The 19926-nt window shown below is 66.0% G+C and carries 8 protein-coding genes; 1 reads left to right on the top strand and 7 read right to left on the bottom strand.

The window, feature by feature from the left end; translation table 11 throughout:
- Window positions 1-22: 22 nt before the first annotated feature.
- The 4 genes from V4558_06805 to V4558_06820 form a co-directional block, all read right to left on the bottom strand.
- Entirely contained in the window at window positions 23-2665 is a 2643-nt protein-coding gene (locus V4558_06805; protein MES2305197.1) for a serine/threonine-protein kinase, read from the bottom strand.
- A complete protein-coding gene (locus V4558_06810) occupies window positions 2662-5319 on the bottom strand; it encodes a protein kinase (GenBank protein MES2305198.1) in 2658 nt (885 codons plus the stop codon). Before V4558_06810 ends, V4558_06805 begins: the two co-directional genes overlap by 4 nt.
- A gap of 166 nt (window positions 5320-5485) precedes the next feature.
- Window positions 5486-8125 carry a protein kinase gene (locus V4558_06815; GenBank protein ID MES2305199.1) on the bottom strand — a complete coding sequence of 880 codons (2640 nt, stop codon included), beginning with the start codon at window positions 8123-8125 and terminating at the stop codon, window positions 5486-5488.
- Entirely contained in the window at window positions 8122-10797 is a 2676-nt protein-coding gene (locus tag V4558_06820) for a protein kinase (protein ID MES2305200.1), read from the bottom strand. The genes V4558_06815 and V4558_06820 overlap by 4 nt, the downstream gene beginning before the upstream one ends.
- Before the next feature lie 137 nt (window positions 10798-10934).
- Here V4558_06820 and V4558_06825 point away from each other — a divergent pair, with 137 nt between their 5' ends.
- On the top strand, window positions 10935-11495 hold the full coding sequence (locus V4558_06825; GenBank protein ID MES2305201.1) for a nitroreductase: 561 nt from the start codon (window positions 10935-10937) through the stop codon (window positions 11493-11495).
- A 145-nt stretch (window positions 11496-11640) separates the two neighbouring features.
- Here V4558_06825 and V4558_06830 read toward each other — a convergent pair whose 3' ends face one another.
- The 3 genes from V4558_06830 to V4558_06840 form a co-directional block, all read right to left on the bottom strand.
- The gene (locus V4558_06830; protein MES2305202.1) at window positions 11641-14265 is read right to left on the bottom strand and encodes a protein kinase; all 2625 of its coding nucleotides are present in this window, start codon (window positions 14263-14265) and stop codon (window positions 11641-11643) included.
- Window positions 14266-15055: 790 nt separating this feature from the next.
- Window positions 15056-17314, bottom strand: a complete 2259-nt coding sequence (locus V4558_06835) for a protein kinase (protein ID MES2305203.1) — start codon at window positions 17312-17314, stop codon at window positions 15056-15058.
- Entirely contained in the window at window positions 17311-19926 is a 2616-nt protein-coding gene (locus V4558_06840; GenBank protein ID MES2305204.1) for a protein kinase, read from the bottom strand. Before V4558_06840 ends, V4558_06835 begins: the two co-directional genes overlap by 4 nt.

Consider the following 19926-nt stretch of genomic DNA (forward strand, 5'->3'; position numbering starts at 1 on the left):
GCAAATCTACATCCGGACACGGCTACCACCGTACCACGAACGCATCCCGACGCGGCTCGTTCGTACGGGCTCCCATGCGCAATCCGTCGAGAGAGAAGGAGAGGCCGGTGATGAATGGCCTGGGAAGTGTCATCAGCCGACGCATCGCGCCGCTTTTCATGTCGAGCCGGTAGAGCGCCACGGTCGCCGCGGTCTCCGCCAAGCCGATTTCGATGCTGCCGTCCGTCAGCCAGTGCAACCCTGGGGCACCTTCAACGACAATGGTCACGACGCGACGGGCAGTTGATGCCCCGGGAGCAACGTGGAAGACAATGAGGGAATCCCCTGCCGGGTAGGTCCAGCCCCAGCCGGCGATGCCGTCGCCGGAGGGAGAATCCTCGAGCTGCTCTGCTGTGAATCCCGGGGTGTTGATCTCACGCCTTGCCCCGGCCGGGTCGCGCAGCTGAATTGACATCATGACGTCGTCGCGTCGCCAGGCGAGAGTGCCGTCCCGGAGGACTTCGAGGCCGGTGATCTCGGAGGTGTCGGGAATCGAGCCGAGTTCCGCGACGGCGGCTGTCGCGAAGTCGAGCCGGGTGATCCGGGTCGCGATCCCCTCGCGATGCAGGACTACCAGTGCGTCTCCCGCTACGGTGCGTGAGCGGTCGAGCACATCGCGAAGCCCATCGGCGAGCAGGCGCTCCGGGCCACCACCGAATGGAACCAGCGAGATGCGTTGCACGTCCTTGCCGCCGGCGCCTGGGCTGGTCCGAGTGATGACAAATGCCGCCCCGTCGCCGGTGATCAGCTGCCCCAATCCTGCGGTGGACCCGGTGAGTTCTGTGGTGACCGGCACGGTGTCCGTGAGTGTGCGCCGGGTCATGCCGTAGGCCGCCGAGTTGAGCTGGCCCGCGAGGAAGGCCACGCCGCCGGCCGAAACCATCGGCCGGAACATCGGTTGCGAGGCCACGATGGTGCGCACCTGGCCGGTCACCTTGCCGTCGGTGCCCAGGGCATGCTCCACGATGGTCAGCGATCCTGGGCTCAGTGTATCCACCGATGCGATCAGAAAATGCTGCGGATCGGTCCACCCTCCTCCCACTGCCTTCTCCGAGGGAATCGAGTCCACGGCACGGCCCGTCCGATCGAAGATGACCAGGTAGCCGCGCCCGTTCGTCGCACTTCGGGCCGCGACGGCGATCCAGCGGCGGTCGGGCGATGGCGTCCAGGTGACCTGCGCGAGCCCGGGTCGATCGATGACGATGCTCTGGCCGTTTCGCAGGTCGAGCGCACCGGCGGCGCGGAGCGTCAGGTGCGTCGGGTTCGCCAGCATGGCGATCATCACGGAATCGCCGCTGCCCAGGAACTTTGTCGTGCTCCCGCTCAGGTATCGCGGCGCAGCGCCGCCGAGCGCCGGCACCAGGAAGTCGCCGAACAAGCCAGCGTTGGATGTTCCGGTGAACCGAAGGGACCGGCCATCGCCGCTCCACTCGACATCGTAGATGCTCTGCAATTGCTCTGCCGCGCGCAGTCGACCCTGGCCTGCGACGTCCTGGACGATGAGGGCGTAGGTGCAGCGCGAGGCGGCCGAGCATTCGCGTTCCCCGTAGGCAACACGCTGCCCATCGGGCGAGAGTGCGGCGATTTCGACGGTGCCTGCGGTGGTCACCTGACGCTGTGTCGCGATCGCCGCGAGGGAACTCCCGGTCCGGTGGGCCACGCGCCACGCAATGGCTCCTCCGATCGCAATCACCGCCACGGCCACGGCGGGTACCAACCAGCTTCGCCGGGTCGCGGGGTCACTCCATGCCGTGACGGGCCGCGTCTGCGTGGGTGTGATGCCGGTGCTCGGTGTCGCCTGCGCCTCAAGCAGCTGCAGCAATTCCTCGGCGGTCTGGTAGCGATCGGCCGGACGCTTGGCGAGGCAGCGCATCACGATCTGCTCGAGTGCGGCAGGAATCGCGGGTCGGCGCTTCGACACCGGATCGGGTGCTTCGGTCACGTGGGCCGCGAGCACTTGTTGCGGCGTGGCGCCGGTAAAGGGCGGACGACCGGAGAGCATCTCGTAGGCCATCACGCCGACGGCATAGATGTCGGAGCGGTGATCGATGTGCGGATCGGCCGCGGCCTGCTCCGGCGACATGTACGTGGGTGTGCCGACCGCGACTCCCAGCGTGGTGACGGTGTTGCGACCGGTGGCCTCGCTGATGGCCTTGGCGACGCCGAAATCCGTGACCAGCGCATGCCGGCCTGAGAGCATCACGTTGTCGGGTTTGATGTCTCGGTGCACCACGCCGTGCTTGTGCGACTCGGCGAGGGCATCGGTGACTTCACAGAGGAGCCGCACTGCTTCGTGCACCGGCAATTCACCTTCGCGAGCGAGTCGTTCACGCAACGACGGCCCCGGCACATACGGCATCACATAATAGAGGAAGCCGTCCGCATCGCCGGAGTCGAGCAACGGGAGAATGTTGGGATGTGAAAGCTGTGCCGCGATCTGGATTTCACGGAGGAAGCGTGCCGAGCCCATCGAGGCCGCGAGATCCTCGCGGAGCACCTTGATCGCGACCTTGCGGTCGTGCTTGAGATCGTGGGCGAGGTAGACGGTGGCCATCCCGCCCTGACCCAGTTCGCGTTCGATGCGGTAGTGGCTGGCAAGTGCTGCGAGTAGCCGCTCCGGAATCATCTCGCTTTTCCTTGCGTCACCGACTGCCCCCAGTTGAGGACTACGCGGAGCGACCGCGATTCCGTGCCCCCGGTGCTCAGCATCAGGAAGCGTTTGCCATCGGGGTGCACGTCATAGCTGCGGTAGAACTCCTGCAAAGCCATTTCGGGCCGACTGAACAGTAGCTGGGGTGCGGTGTGCTCAAACCGGACTCCTCCGGTAATCGTCGTGGCATAGATGTCACCACGGGGATTGCGATAGAAGAGTTCCTTGCCGTCGCGCCGCCAGACCGGCTCCACGCCCCCCGCCGACGAAATGGCAACCTTCGCGGAGTCCACGTTCGGGAAAGGCCGCACATAGACCTCAGCGTGCCCGGACTCGTCAGAAACATACGCGAGCCAGCGGCCATCGGGTGAGAGCGTCATCGCAAAATTGTCATAGCGCGACTGCAGCAGCGAGCGCGGAACCGTATCGACCCCCCGCTCCATCACCAGCAGGTGCCGGGTGCCTTGCGCCGATCCTTCCGAGCGGAAGAGGGTGAAGCGCCCATCCTTCGCGAAGGCGACTTCGTCGAAGTCCCGGGAAGCCCCGCCGAGCGCGCGCGCGCTGTCGCTGCCATCGGCCCGGCGCAGCCAGGCAGTGCGGTGCGTGTTTCGTGTGGCGAGAAATCCGATATCCAGGCCGTCCGGCGTCCAGACCGGGCGATCGGCATCAGCGAGGTCGAGCGAGATCCGGCTGTACGCGCCACTGATCAGGTCCTTGACCCAGATCTGGCTGCCGCCGGAGACGTTCTGCGCCAGGGCGATGCGCGTCCCGTCAGGTGACAGCGAGACGCCGGAAAAACCACCCGTGAGCGTGGTATCGACCGGAACAGATTTTCCGGTCCGGTCGACCCAGACGACATTGACGTCCCCGCCGTGCCGCTGCTGATAGATCAGCGTCCCATTGTCCGTGATCCCGAATTGCACGGTGCCGTTCGAGATCTCGTCCTGCACATCCGACACGGTCGGAATGGCGGCACCGACCAGTTTCCTGGCCGCTTCGTCGAAGCGTGAGACCAGGATCCGGCCGTTCGAGACACCGATGGCGATGTGACCCGGGGCGAGGTAGCGGGCATAGGAGCCGGGACCCAGCTCCGTAGTCTCTCCGCTCTTGAGGTCGATGACGCCGATGGCGTTCGAGCCGATCGATCCCTTCCAGAGCATCACGAAGGCGAGCTTGCTCCCGGGGAGGACATCGGGGTAATCGTGCTCCTTGATACCCGCGGCCGAATCGGGGTGCGAGATCTGGGTCGCGACGCCACCGGCCGCCAGCACGCGGGCCAGCGCGCGACGGCTGTTGGTGAAGTAGATCTGGCCATCATCGCCCCAGTCGGCGCCGCCGAAGGACGACACTGAATCTTCCACGACCGTGCGTGCCACTCCACCAGCGACCGGGATGACGCGAAGCGAGGTGTGGCCGCCGGCATTACTGAAGAAACCGACCGATTCGCCATCCGGCGCGAAGAACGGCGCAAAGGCGCCCTTGGTGTCGGCGAGCGGCTTCGCGGTGTCCTGGTCAAGGTCGCGGATCCAGATGACGGCGTCGGTGCCATCGTTGCCGATGAAGGCGACGCGCCGACCGGTTGGATCAACCGCGAGCCGGATGTTGCCGACGGGGCGGATCGAGGTGCTGTCGCCGAGGTCGAGGGTCGCGCGCACCAGCGGTGCGGCATAGCCAGCGGCGGGTCGCGACAGTGTGCGACCGACGAGGAGTCCCGCGGCGAGCATCACCGCGCCGACCCCGGCGATGACCAGGCCGTTGCGCCGGGTCGCTGGCGCCGGCCGCGCGGCCGTGCGCGCGAGCGTGGCGCCGGGGTTGGTGAGCGCTGCCGCGAACTCAGCGGCGCTGGCATAGCGATCGGCCGGCAGCTTCTCGAGCGCAGTGAAGACGGCAGCCTCGACGTGTGGCGGAATACTCTTCCGCTGGCCGGTGAGCGCGCGTGGCTCCTCGGTCATCACCCGCGCGATGATGGCCTGTGCCGTCGGGCCGGTGAACGGTGGCTCGCCCACGAGCATTTCGTAGGTGATGCAGCCGAGCGCGTAGACATCGGAGCGCGCGGTGATCTCCCGCTCGCCCATCGCCTGTTCCGGGCTCATGTAGTGTGGCGTGCCGAGGGACATGCCGGTTTCGGTCATCCGGGTGCCGGCCGTGCTGACGGCGAGTGCGATGCCGAAATCAGCGACCAGCGCCTGGCCATCGTGCAGCAGGATATTCTCGGGCTTGATGTCGCGATGGATCACGCCGTGACGATGGGCGTAGTCGAGCGCACCGGCGATTTCTCGCGCGAGCCGCACCGCATCATCGACCGGGAGCTGATGCTCGCGGGTGATCCGGTCGCGGAGCGAGACGCCTTCGACATACGGCATCACGTAGAAGAGGAACGAATCGGCGACACCGGAATCGAACAGCGGCAGGATGTGGGGGTGTTGCAGGTTCGCGGTAGTACGGATCTCGCTCAGGAACCGCTCGGCGCCGATGACCGCGGCGAGTTCGGGGCGGAGCACTTTGATCGCGACCTTGCGGTCGTGCTTGATGTCGTGGGCGAGATACACGGTGGCCATGCCGCCGGCGCCGAGCTCGCGTTCGAGTCGGTAGCGGTCGGAGAGGGCGGCGTTGAGGCGGTCGATGGTCATTGGGTGCTCGTCGCTGAGGTCGTCGCGTCCGAGCTCGTGACTAAAGTCACGGCTCGGCCACTGCCGCTAAAGCGGCGGCCACGCGATGAGGTGAGATCGCTGTGCGGCTTTAGCCGCTGTGGCCGAGCCGCGGCTTCAGCCGCGAGCTCCACGAACGATGGTGCTGTCACTTGTTTGCCGCGTCCACCGCGCGCTTCATCTGCGAGACCCAGTTGGGGACCAGGCGGATGGAGTTGGCGTGATCGGGATCGCTTCCCTGCACATAGATGACGCCGCGGTCGTGTGAAAGTCGGTTGGACCAGCCAGGGGTATCGGCAAAGAGGACATCACGCCCCCAGAGTGTCGGTGCTCCGATCACTTCGCCGGTGACTGGATCGATGCGCACCAGATACCAGGCGATCCCCAGACGATAGATCACTTCGGTGGCCGAGAGCCACATCGGCTCGACACCGCCAACGGTGACCTGCGTCTGCGCCGTGCCGGGCGGAAAGGAGGAGGTCATCACCCGCTCGAGCATTCCCGACATGAACACCAGCCTGCGCCCATCGGGCGAGACGCTCGCGAATGCCGCACTGCTCGCGAGGGTATCGATATGGATCGGACGGGTCGAGATATCGATCCGGAAGGTGAGCCAGCTGCCTGGCTGGTTCGCGATCAGCACGTCAGGGAGCGTGAAGTCCATGGGATCAGGGACTCGAACCGCGCTATCCGCAGCGAAGAGGGTATCAATCGGTGTGGTCGCGAATGGCGAGCCGATGAGCAGGGCGGCGCGAGTCCCCCGCTGGACCCGGGTCACCAGTTGCTTGCCGTCGGGGCTCCAGAGGGCGTGCCGGACCTGGTCGCTCTGCAGCCACTTGAACGACTGACCATTGCGGAGGTCGTAGATCAGGAGTTCCTGGTGATCGGTGGCCTGGACCACTGCGGCGAGCCAGCGTCGATCGGGACTCAGGTCGAATCGGAGGAATGGCGCGGCGGTCACCGGAAGCGGCGTCGGCGCCTTCCCTTCGTAGAGTGTCATCAACCGACGGATCTGCGAGTTGCTCCCGGAGACATATCCCAGCATCCCCGTAGCGCTGATATCGAGCTGACCCGAACCGACGAGATCGCGGCGCACTCCCGTCGCGAGCGTGACCGATCGACCCACGAGGTGGCTCTTCGGCTGGTATGGCGCCGCACGCAGGTCGCCATCGGCGGAGAGATAGATCAGATAGCGTCCGTCGATGATCTGGAATGCCGCTCCGAACAACGCCCCGCCGCCTGTGTCCGAGGCCTCTCGCCGGATCGGCCATTGCTGCCCGGTGGCCGGATCGAGCAGCGACCCCGACTCATTCTGGCTGCAGAGGATGAGCTTCTCATCGGCGAGCCAGCGGCCGTAGAGGCAGCGGGGAATCTGTACACTCTTCGAGGCGCCGGCATCGATGTCCACCCAGCTGAGCAGGTAGCCCTGGTTGTGGATCATCATCAGGCGCGTGGCGGAGATCCACTCCAGCGTGACCGGCGCAAGTTCCTCGACCAGCCGCCGCGCCTGACCGCCTGCGGTCGGGATGAGCATCACCTTGCCGTTCACGACGAAGGCGATCCATTTCCCATCGGGTGACAGACGTGGCGCGCCGGCGCCCTCGGTGCCAGGGATGGCGTGACCTGAGCCATCGCGCAGATCGCGGTGCCAGAGCACGGTGGAGTCGCCGCGCGCCACCGGGTACACCACGAATCGCCCATCGGGCGAGAGGGTGAGGTTGGTGTTCCCCGTGCCGAACGTGGTGGTGTTGGTACTCGCGGCGAAGCTGATGGCGGCCGTATCGGGCATCGCGGCATCGAAAACCAGCGGGGCCTGCGCACCTGACCCTCGCGTCAGCGTCCACGCCGCCACTGCGAGCGCCGCTACACTGACTACAGCGAGGAGCGCGCTGATGCGACGCCACGGCCCGGCGTGTGCGACCACTGCCCGGGTAGAGCGCGTCACGCTGCTCGTTCCCACTGCGCCCGCGAGGGAGGCGATGAATTCTGCGGCACTCGCGAAACGATCGGCGGGAAGCTTCTCCAGGGCCCGCATCACGGTGGCATCGATCTGTTCCGGCACCGCCTTGCGTTGCGCGGCGATCGCGCGGGGCTCTTCGGTAATCAATCGCGCGACGATGGCCTGGACACTCGGCCCCGTGAACGGTGGCTCACCTACGAGCATCTCGTAGCAGACCGCGCCAAGGGCGTAGATGTCGCTCCGCGCATCAATGGCGCGCTCGCCCATCGCCTGTTCGGGGCTCATGTACTGCGGCGTGCCGAGGGAGAGGCCGGTCTGGGTCATTCGGGCGCCACCGGCCGATTGCACGGCGAGGGCGATGCCGAAGTCCGCGACAAGCGCATGGCCGCCTTGCAACAGGATGTTCTCGGGTTTGATGTCGCGGTGGATCACGCCGAGGCCGTGGGCGTAACCGAGGGCGTCGGCGACCTCGCGGGCAATCACGATGGCATCATTGATCGGAAGCTGTTGCTCGCGGTCGAGTCGGGCGCGCAATGTTTCGCCGGTCACGAGCGGCATCACGTAGTAGAGCAGTCCATCGGCTTCGCCCGAGTCGAGCAGCGGCAGGATGTGCGGGTGCTGCAGCCGGGCTGTGGTGCGGATCTCGCTGAGAAAGCGCTCACTGCCGAGTGCCGCGCCCAGGTCGGGATGCAGCACCTTGATGGCGACATCACGATCGTGCTTGAGATCGTGCGCGAGATAGACAGTGGCCATGCCGCCCTGCCCAAGTTCGCGGTCGAGGCGGTAGCGGTCGGCGAGGGCGGCGGTGAGTCGTTCGAGGGGACTCACTTTTGCATTCCAGTGCGGGATCGCAATTCCTGCAGCCAGTTGACGACCAGCACCAGCTGGCGATTCTGATCGACCGGGCGCACCATCACGAAATTTCTTCCGTCCAGGGTCACATCGTAATTGGGGTGATACACTTCGGTGGCGTACGGTCCGCTGAGGAGCTGTTCGCGGGTCGTGACCGCCAACGTCGGTGTGGTCGCGATCGTCGCCCCCATCAATGCATTGCCGCTCCGGTAGATCAATTGATGGCCATCGCGCGACCAGAGTGGCTCACCGCCCCCTCCCGCCGACACCGGCACGCGACCACCTTCCGCCGAGAGCGCCCGGACATAGACCTCTTCTCGACCGGTTTCGTTCGAGACATAGGCGAGCCACTTTCCATCGGGCGAGACGCGCGGCTCCTTGTCGTCGTTGATGCCGGTCAGGAGCGGCACCACCCGATGGTCGCCGACGAGCTCCCTGCTGAGAATGTCACGATTGTTGATCGGCGTGTCGACCCGGTAGACGACCGACTTGCCGTCCGGCGTGATCACGCCTTCGCGGATCGGGTTGGAGTCGCGGACGACCATCCGCGCCTCGGCGCTGCCATCGGCCGGCTGCAGCCAGAGAGCGTTCGCGGGCGCGCGCGACGACGTGAAGAGCACTTCCCGTCCGTCCGGGCTCCACTCGGGGCGGTTATTGAAGCCCTGACGCGTGAGCCGCTCGGACGTATGGTTCACCAGATCGGTGATCCAGATGTCGGCTCCGGTCGCGCCCTGGACTTCAACGGCAAGCCGCCGGCCGTCGGGTGAGAGGCGGGGATGGAGATAGCTCTGCGCCGAATCGACCAGCACGCGTGTGCTGTCTTTGCCCACCATCACCAGCTGGCCGACAATGCCGCCTTTCTGGTAGAAGAGCGAACCATTCGCCGACAAGGCCACCGGCGTGCTCCACGCAGACGGTGGCACCGCGATACTGTCGGAAATCTGGATCGGCGCACCCGCGACCAGCGCCTTCGGGTCGAACGGCGCCGCCATCAGCGCGCCATCGTTGCGCACATAGAGAATCAGGCCGTCGACAAAGCCGATGGCGCGCGCGCCGCGGAGCGCCTTCAATACCGTCGACTTGCCGGTGGCGGTTTCGATCACCGCAATGGCAAGATCGGCGTTGCTGGCAATGGTGCTGCTGTAGAGGATCAGCCGGCCGTTCTCGATGGCATGCGGAGCGAGCTGCAGTCGTTCATTTGATGCGCTGTCAAATTTCGAGAATTGCACCGGCTCACCACCATCTGCCGACACGCGCCAGAGGCCGCGGCCTTCGGAGTAGGTGCCTCGGGCAAAGATGATCTCCTGGTTGGAGATCCAGCTGATTCCCGCCCCGACGCTGCCACCGTTGTCGATTGCGCAGAGGGTGGTCAACGCGCTGCCGTCGAGCGCAATCTTCTTGAGCTTTCCGTCGGCCGACCGGAAGGCGATCCACTTCCCATCGGGAGAGAATTCCGGATTGAAGGCACCGCCGGTTCCCGGAATGGCGCGCGACACCAGCTGATCCAGGCTCCGGAGGTAAAGCATCCAGCCATCAGTGGCCGCTGTCGCGGCATAGATCACCTGACTGCCCTCCGGGGAAATGGCGAGCTGCGTCGCGACACCGGTGACGGGGTACGCGATCCGGGTGCCCATCACCGGCTGCAATTCGAGCCGGACGACGGGCGCAGCCTCGGCGCGCGGCCGGGTCGACCAGCCCCAGACCGCAGCCGCCAGGGCGAGCCCGAACGCGAAGGGCCACGCCACTCTCGCAGCCAGGCTCGCAGGTTTTGCGGCCGGGCGTGCTGCCGCGGTCCCACGCTGCCGCGTCACCGTGCCGTGACCTGCGAGCGCGGCGACGAACTCCGCGGTGGTCGGCCAACGGTCGGCAGGAAGCTTCGCGAGTGCGGTCAGCACCGCGTCCTCGACGTCCTCCGGCACGGTGTCACGTACCGTGCGAATGGGCGAGGGCCGCTCCGTCATCACCTTCGCGACGATGGCCTGCACACTCGAGCCGGCGAATGGCGGATCACCGGCCAGCATCTCGTAGGTCACTGCCCCGAGCGCGTAGATGTCGCTGCGAGCGTCGATCGCGCGCTCCCCCATCGCCTGTTCGGGACTCATGTATTGCGGCGTGCCGAGGGAGAGTCCGGTCTGGGTCATCCGCGAGCCACCGGCGCTCTGGACGGCGAGCGCGATGCCGAAGTCGGCAACGAGGGCGTGGCCATCCTGCAGCAGGATGTTCTCGGGCTTGATGTCGCGATGGATGACGCCGTGGCCATGCGCATACCCCAGCGCATCCGCTACTTCGCGGGCGATACGCAGCGCCACATCGAGCGGAAGTTGTCGATCACGCTCAAGCCGCGATCGTAGCGTCTCGCCCGTGACCAGCGGCATCACGTAATACAGGAGGCCATCGGCTTCGCCCGAGTCGAGCAGTGGCAGGATGTGCGGGTGCTGCAGCCGCGCCGTGGTGCGGATCTCGCTCAGGAAACGTTCGCTGCCGAGCGCGGCACCAAGATCCGGGTGGAGGACCTTGATGGCGACATCCCGATCGTGCTTGATGTCGTGGGCCAAGTAGACGGTGGCCATACCACCGGCGCCAAGTTCGCGTTCGATGCGGTAGCGGTCGGAGAGGGCGGCGGTGAGGCGAGCAAGCGTCTCGGTCACGCGGGTCCCTCAATGGTGAGAAGAGGCGCAGCATGCCGGCACCCCGAAGTTACCTTTTTCAGTGGGCCCCTCGCTCCCCGGCCTTCGCCGGTGCAGATTCGGGAGTCTCGATTCCTCGAACTCTGTGAGTCAGCTGAATGGATGTCTTCGACGCGATCCACCACCGCCGCTCGATCCGGCAGTTCACCGACCGCCCCGTCACGCGCGACGAGATGGAGCGCATCCTCGAGGCGGCCGTTGCCGCCCCGAACCACCGGCTGACCCAGCCGTGGCGCTTCTACGTCCTCGGGCCGGCGGCGCGTCGCGCCTATGGCGAGACCCTCGGCGCCCGAAAGGCGAAGAAGATCGAGGACCCGGCGGCCGCACAGACGCTGATCGACAAGGTGGTCGCGGGCGAGGTCGCGCTGCCGGCGATGCTGGCCGTGAGTACCACCGTCAACGAGAATCCGGAAACTCGTGAAGAGGATTACGCCGCGACGATGATGGCGGTGCAGAACCTGATGCTCGCGGCACACGCGAGCGGCCTCGGCACTCATATCCGCACCGGGGCCGTGATGGATGACCCCCGAGTCCGGGCATCGCTCGGCATCCCCGACGGAGAACGCATCATCGCGACCATTCAAGTCGGCGAGCCGGCTGCGATGCCGGAGGCAAAGGCGCGCCGCCCTGCCACGGAGCTCACGACCTGGTTGCCCTGACGCGCATATGCCGGGTCACTGCTTCGCCGATGCGTGCAGGGTCGCGAACCAGTTCTCGACCAGGACGGCGTGACTCGGCGCCGTCGTGGCGCCCAGCATCCGGCGGCGCAGGAAGATGAATGATTGATTGTCAGGCGCTCGACGCTCACTTCGGCACCTTTTGCTTGAGAACGTCGGACCAGTTCAGGATCACGTGCGTCGGAAGCGCGTCTGCTTTCACAATCGGGATGACCATCAGGAAACGAGCGCCGTCGGGCGTGACGTCATATCCTGTCGCGCGGCTGTCGAGGCGACCGGCCGTCGCGATCCCGAAGAGCGACACGGCGGTTCCGACTTCACCTGTCGCTGGCTGGAAGGGAATCGCCAGCAGCGCGTTGCCTTTCCGATAGACGATCTCGCGTCCACCCTTGGTCCAGAGCGGCTGACTGCCCCCGTCGGTGGAGATCTGGATCCGTCCGGCGTGGCCGTCGACGGCGCGAACGTAGATCTGGGGTTGTTCGTTTTCGTTGGTTACCTCATACGCAATCCAGCGACCGTCTGGCGAGAACGCTGCGGCACGCTGTGACCCCGGCTGGTCATCAACCGGGGTGGAGGAGCCTCCGGCCACCGGCCTCAGGAAGAGGCGGTCATTGCTTGGAATTTCTGTGTAGGCCAACGTCTGACCGTCTGGCGTAATCGACGCAGCACGCTTGTCGAACGGAGTCGCGAATACGACGGCGTCCGGCGCGCTACCGTCGATCGCAAGCCGATGCAGGTCGTAGACGGGGTCCTCGAAGGTGTAGACGATGGCGCGACTGTCCGGCGTCCAGACCGCATTGAAGGCAGCGCCCTGTGCGCGGGTGAGCTGCCGCGCAACACTCCGGCTCCGCTCGACGAGCCAGAGATCCCGCTTCGGCTCCGTCTGGGTCAGTGCAAACCATTTGCCGTCGGGCGAGAGCCGGGGCTGCGCCCACGAGCCGCTGTCTCGTAGTGCCGGCTCCAGATTGCCGGCCCGGTCCGCCCACACCACCCGGCGCTTGACGGCCCACTCGGAGGCCTTGAGATAGACCAGCGTCCCGTTCTCCGCGATGGCGAATCCCGCCTGACCATCGGTTGGTAACCAGGCGACATCTTCGACGACCGGCACTGCCGCGCCGATGACCTTGAGACTCGCGGGATCGAAGTGGACCGCGAAGACGGCACCATCGCGCGCGTACAGGAGGTGGCCACTGGTGGCATAGCGGCCGAACACGGCACCCTCGACCAGCACGGTTCGCTTCCCGGTTGCGAATTCCACGGCCTCGATCCGCGCCCTCGCCAGCGGGGTGGCGTAGCTCGTGAAGATCGCTGCCTTGCCACCGGGGAGCGACTGCGGGTACCAGTGATTGAACTCCCGGCGTGCCGTGTCGAGTGTCGTGAGCCGGGTAGGTGTGCCACCAGTCGCCGCCACGCGCCAGAGGCCGATGCCGGACTTGGCGTAGATCAGTGAGGCGTCGTCGAGACTCCACGCCGATCCTGCATTGGTCGAATCGACCAGTTCCGTCGGAGGGCCGCCCGATGTCGGCACCTTGAAGAGCTTGCCGTTCCTCGCGAACGCGATCCAGTTGCCGTCGTGAGAGAACTCGGCGTTCTCCCCGCTCTCCGTGCCAGCGATCACGCGGAGCGCAGTGGAGCCCAGAGTCCGCATCACCAGGTGGTCGACGCCGCTCGAGTCCTGGACCGCCTGCACCACGCGCTGACCATCGGGGGAGATCGCCACATAAGGTCGGTCCCGCCCGCCATCGCCGAGACGGAAGGCGAATTCAACCGGCGGAGCGGACGTGGCCTTCGATGTGCCACCGCGGATCAGCCAGCCCGCGGCAAGCGAGATCGCGACCAGGGCGAACCCAGCCGCCAGCACGGAGCGGGAAGTCGCGGCGGGCGCGCTGCGGACGGCACGGGTGCGCGTCGCACTGCGCGTCGCGTCGACCTTGTCATTGAGCGCCATCGAAAACTCCGCCGCACTGGCGAAGCGATCGGCCGGCAACTTCTGCAGTGCGGTGTGCACCGCATCCGCCACGTGCTCGGGGATCGTCTTCCGCAGCGAAGTGACCGTCGCCGGCTCGGCCGTCATCACCTTGGCCACAATCGCCTGGGCGGTCGGTCCGCTGAACGGCGGCTCACCGGTGAGCATCTCGTAGGTCACGCAGCCGAGGGCGTAGACATCACTGCGCGCATCGAGTTCGCGCTCGCCCATCGCCTGCTCGGGACTCATGTACTGCGGCGTGCCGAGGGACATCCCGGTCTCGGTCATCCGGGTGCCGGCCTTGCTGGCGGCGAGCGCAATGCCGAAGTCGGCCACCAGGGCAGAACCATCGTGCAGCAGGATGTTTTCGGGCTTGATGTCGCGGTGGATCACGCCGTGACGATGCGCATAATCGAGCGCGGCGGCGATCTCGCTGGCGATGCGGACCGCCTCGCCGATCGGGAGCTGCTTCTCGCGGGTCATCCGGTCGCGGAGCGAAATCCCCTCGACGTACGGCATCACATAGAAGAGGAACGAATCGGCCACACCCGAATCGAAGAGCGGCAGGATATGCGGATGCTGCAAGTTGGCCGTGGTCTTGATCTCGGCGAGGAAGCGCTCGGCGCCGATGACCGCCGCGAGCTCGGGGCGCAACACCTTGATGGCGACCTTGCGGTCGTGCTTGACGTCGTGCGCGAGATAGACCGTGGCCATCCCGCCGGCGCCGAGCTCGCGGTCGAGGCGGTAACGGTCGGAGAGGGCGGCGGTGAGGCGATCGATGGTCATTGAGCGCTCGTCGCCGAGGCAATCGCGCCCGAGCTCGTGACGGAAGCAATCGCGCCCGAGCTCGTGACTAAAGTCACGGCTCGGCCACTGCCGCTAAAGCGGCGGCTGCTCTCCCCGTTCAGAGGGTCTCGATGCGGCTTCAACCGTGGTAGCCGAGCCGCGGCTTCAGCCGCGATGTCGTGAAGAGGACGCGACGTGCGTTCGTTTGGTACGGTCCTACGAGCGATCCGAGCCCTTTCTTCGGGATGTACCATCGACTCATTGTGCACATTGTCTGGACCACCCGTGATCGGGCACCGAGTCTCGACCACAATCGCGCAATGCAGCTCGCACAGCAGTTGCCATTGATCGCGAACTACGAGCGATGCCGGATGCTGGCACTGGGAATCGTGTCGACCCATGTCCACCTTCTCCTTGCGATTCACCCTTCCACACCGTTGCCCCGACTCTTGCAGCGGTTGAAGGGACGCACTGCGCGCATGATCAATGGCGGGCCCGCCTCGAATTTGCATCACCTGCGCTGGGCCAAGGGCTACAGTATCACATCGGTGAGCCCGCGCGCCCTCGCTCTCGTCATGGATTACGTCTGTAGTCAGGATCGCCGACATCCTGACGAGGCGATACCCGGGTGGCGAGCTCGTGACGGAAGCAATCGCGCCCGAGCTCGTGACTAAAGTCACGGCTCGGCTACTGCCGCTAAAGCGGCGGCTCCTCGCCCCGTTCAGAGGGTCTCGATGCGGCTTCAGCCGCGGTAGCCGAGCCGCGGCTTCAGCCGCGAGCGATGGCGTGCTCATGTATCTCCTGGGGCCAGCGCCAATCCAACCCGCTCCACCATCGGCCAGTAGCGCGCGTCCTTCCGAATCGGATCAAGCCGCGGATGCACTCGCAGCCACATCAGCCCCGAGGCCTTTTCCTGGATCGCGGTCTCGAGCCAGGTGAAGGCGTCGTCAACATCGCCGAGCGAGGCGTGGAGTGCTGCGATGCCCCAGGCGGAGACGAAGCGCGATGAGCGCGCCGCCGTCAGTTCGGCGAGGATGCTGCGTGCTTCGGCCTCGTTCCCGGCAGCCACCGCGAGATGTGCGAGCCCGAACGACGGCCCGGCAATACCACCCCCGAGCCGACGCCCTTCCTCATACTCCGCGCGGGCCTCGTCGATGCGCCCGAGGGCTTCGAGGGAACGCGCGAGATCGGTGTGCGCGCCATCGAAGCGAGGGTCGAGCTCGATGGCCATCCGGTAGTGGAAGACTGACTTCTGGAAATCCCGCGCGTAGTAGAGCGCGTCACCGAGCACGGTGCGAATGATCGATGAGAGTGGGTCGAGCTCGATCGAACGCTCTGCGGCGGCCACGGCCTCATCCTGACGATCGAGGGCGCTCAACACGCGCGAATACATGTTGTGACTGAAGGCGAGGCCAGGGTTCAGTTCTACGGCCTTCCTGAGCAGGCGAAGTCCGCCGGCGATGTCGCTCATATTGGTGGCGATAACGCCCATCGAACACCACGCTTCAGCGAGATCCGGTTCGAGCTCCCGTGCCCGTTCTGCTGCGGCGTAAGCCTCCGGGCCTGCCTCGGCCGACGAAGCCATGCCACGAGTGATGCGAATGAACTGGCAGTCGGCCAGGGCCGACCACGCCTGGGCATAGGTGGGGTCGAGTTCGAGAGCGCGCCTGATGTGACGCAGCGCAACCTCGAGCGCATCCTTGGTGCCCGCAAACATCGAGTGGCGACTCTTGAGCACCTCGAGGTGTGCCTCGGGATTCACCACGGCCCGCTTGGCCAGGTGTCCCGCTTCTGCCGGGGTGAGCTGCACCGCGATCTCGCGCGCGACAGTCTCCGCCACGTCGCTCTGCAGGGCGAGCACGTCGCCGAGATCGCGGTCGTACCGGTCGAACCAGAGTGTCTGGTCGGTGCGCGCAGCGATCAGCTGCACGCTCACGCGCACGCGATTGCCGACCAGATGCGCGGACCCTTCGATCACGGCGTCGACGTTCAACTCCCGCGCAATCTCCGGCAGTGGCTTGGTCGACCCCTTGTACTGCATGGCGGAGGTGCGCGAGATGATGCGGAGCGCCTTGATGCGCGCCAGGTCGCCGATGATCGCCTCGGTCATGCCGTCGACGAAGTATTCCTGGGTGGGATCGCCCGAGGTGTTGCGCAGCGGCAGGACGGCGATCGACCGAATCGGTTGCACCGAAGGCACTGCAAGCGCGGTGGGCCCGGAGACCATGCTGCTGCCGCTGCGGAGCAGGGTGGCAACGTCGGCGGCTGTCGCCGGCCGGAGGGCAGGGTCCTTGGCCAAACACGCCATCACCAACGCATCGAGGTCGGTTGGCGCGTCCGGCCGGAGTGAGGCCACCGTGGGCGGCGCACTGCCGAAGATCTCGAACATCAACGCCTCGGCCCGTTCCTTCTGGAAGGGTCTGCGGCCGGTGAGCATCTCGAAGAGCAGCACGCCCAGGGCATAGATGTCGGTGCGCGGCGAATCGGCATCGCCAGTGAGTTGCTCGGGCGCCATGTACGGGAGTGATCCGAGGATCATCCCCGTTTGCGTGAGCTTGGCCGAGCCCTTGTCACTGAGCAACATCGCGATGCCGAAGTCGAGGATCTTCGGCTGGCCGGCCGGGGTGAGCACCACGTTGCCAGGCTTGAGATCGCGATGGACGATGTCGTTGCGGTGAGCGTTGTCGAGCGCATCGGCGATCGCTGCCCCGATGCGGCGGACCTCGTCTTCGGGCATCGGGCCAGCCGCGATTCGCGATTCGAGCGAGCCGCCGGCGACCAGCTCCATCACGAGGTAAGAGATCCCCGCGTGTGCGTCGAAATCGAAGATGGTGGCGATCCCGGGGTGCGACAGCCGCGACAGGGCCAGCGCCTCTCGTCGAAAACGCGCCTGGGTGTCGGAATCACCAATAGCGCCGGGAGCAAGCACCTTGATGGCGACTTCGCGATCGAGGTTGGCATCGTGGGCGCGCCAGACCTCGCCCATCCCACCGGCGCCGAGTCGGTCGACGAGACGATATCGCCCGAGCGTGGCGCCGGGAGCGGTCATCCCGTCGGCACCTTCACGCCCGGCAGCAGCAGCTTCTCGAAACGCGGATTGCCGCGGAGCGGCGCGAAGGTCGGGTCAGTCTTGAGGTAGCCCGGCGATACGAAATACTGACTCTTCAGCAACTTCTCGATCTCGTCGATCGCCCTCTCCTTGTCGCCGTTGGCGAGATGCACCCGCACCGCCTGGGTTCGGAAGTAGGGGATGTTCGGGTCCTTGGGATTGGCGGCGACCGCATCCGACATCGCCTGCTCCGCTTCGCGGGTCGCGTCGGCGGCCTTGCCGGCGTAGGCGAGCATCACGGCATAGATCACCCGCAACTGGGGATCCTTCGGCGCGGCATCGACCTGCTGCTTCGAGGTGGCCAACGACGAATCGGCGTACGCCCGAGCGCGCTTCAGGTCGCCTTGCTGCCTGGCTGCCGTCGCAAGGCTCTGTGCCCACCAGGCGCGGTCGTTGTCGAAGGCGGCCGGCGTCATCCGGAAGAGGAGGTCGCGTTCGGCGGGTGGCAGTACGAAGGCAAGTTCCTGATATCCGGCGAAGTAGGTCACGATCTCCGTGACCGGTGCCCGCTTGAGGAGTTCGACGACCGCGCGTCTCGCGGAAGCGGTGTCGCCGCGCGCCAGGTGTGCGACCGCGACCCATTCCATCGCACCGTAGCCGAGCTCAGGCATCGCCATCAATTCTTCGGCAGAAGCCACTGCGTCATCGTAGCGGCCGAGGTAGATCTGCGACTGGATCAGCGTGACGAGCGCCCCCCTCGAGCGAGGGTCAAGCTTCCGGGCGCGTGAGATGCGGTCGAGTGCTGGCTGGTAGAGCCCAGCCGCGAAGTCGGAGTTGGCTGCGCTGACCAACGCCGAGACGTTGTTGGAATCGAGCGCAATCGCCTTTTCGATTTCGCGACGAGCGGCAATCGGATCGTTTTCGACGTTGGTGTAATAGTTGGCTGCCACCACGTGCGCGATCGCCGAATCGTTGGCGAGCCGGAGGAGGCGACCGAGGGCCTCCTTGGCGCGGCGGGCCACCGCCGGATCTCGGGTGCCGTTGAAGAAGAGGACGGACAATGAGCCTGCCAGCCCACCCCATGCCCGGGCGAAATTGGAATCGAGGGCCACCGCCTGTTCGAGGTAGTTCGCAGAGACGCGCATCTCGGTCGCCGAGTTGCTGCGCACGGCGTTCGCCTTGAGGAAGAGGTCGTACGCCTCGGCGTTCTGGGTCGGGCGACCGGCGAGGTTGGTTGCATCATTTTTTCCGAGCACGGTGCCGAGGGCCACCGCCACGCTGGTTGCGATGCGCCCCTGGATCGAGAACGCACCGGCGCTGTCGGCGTCGAACTTGTCGCGCCAGCTCACGTTGCCGGTCTTGCCGTCGACCATTTCCGTGATGACGCGCATCTGCCGCTTGCCGTCGGCGCCCTGGCCCCAGCTCACTTTCCCCATCAGGACCTGGTCGACGTGCAGTTCGTCGGCAATCTCCTTGCCGGTCTTGGTGCTGCCACGGTACTGGTTCGCGCTGGCCGAGGCCGTGACCGTGAGCAACGGCAGCCGCGAGAGCTTGTCCCGCACTTCGTCGACGATGCCGTCAGCGAGATAGGCCTGATCGGCGGGTCCCTGATTCTCGAAGGGCAGCACGGCAACGCTCTTGGGCCCGCCGCTCGCTGTTCTGTTGCCCAGGAACTTCCATCCGGCCGCGGAGAGCGCGAGCACTGCTACGGCCGCGATGCCGATCTTCCACTTCGAGCCGCTCGTTGCGGTGCTCGCCACCGCCGAGCCGCTGTTGAATCGCGACTGATCTTCGGCAGTTGTAAGGGCCGTGGCCATATCGCGCGCATTCGCGAAGCGATCGGCCGGGGCCTTCGCCATCGCGGTGAACACCGCGGTGCTGATGACTGGCGCCAGCGTCGCGCGGGTCTGCTGCAACGGGCGGGGCGTTTCGGTGAGTGAACGCGCGATGATGGCTTGCGCCGTGGGCCCCGTGAATGGCGGCTCGCCGGCGAGCATTTCATAGAGCACGCAGCCGAGGGCATAGATATCCGTGCGGCCATCGATGTTCGGATCGCCACTGGCCTGTTCGGGGCTCATGTACTGCGGTGTGCCGATGGCGAGGCCGGTCTGCGTCAGTGCCTGACCACCCGTGCTGGCCGCGCGCGCGATGCCGAAATCGGCCACCATCGCGTGCCCTTCATTGAGCAGGATGTTCGCGGGCTTGATGTCGCGGTGCACGATGCCGCGCTGATGCGCATAGGCCAGCGCCTCGGCCACCTCGCGTGCGATGCGCAGCGCTTCCCCTACCGGCAACTGCCGCTCGCGCTTGAGACGATCAGGCAGCGATTCGCCCTCCACCAGTGGCATCACGTAGTAGAGGAAACCCGATGCCTCGCCCGAATCGAACACCGGGAGAATGTTGGGGTGCGACAGCTTGGCCGCGATCTCCACTTCGCGCAGGAATCGCTCTCCACCAACCGACTCGGCGAGTTCGGGCCGCATCACCTTGATCGCCACCTGGCGATGATGCTTGAGGTCTTCGGCGAGATAGACGGTGGCCATCCCGCCTTGCCCAAGCTCGCGCTCGATGGTGTACCGGTCGGCGAGTGCCGCACGAATCCGTTCGATCAC

This window comes from Gemmatimonadota bacterium, from assembly GCA_040388535.1.
In the GTDB taxonomy this organism is placed as follows: Bacteria; Gemmatimonadota; Gemmatimonadetes; order Gemmatimonadales; family GWC2-71-9; genus Palsa-1233.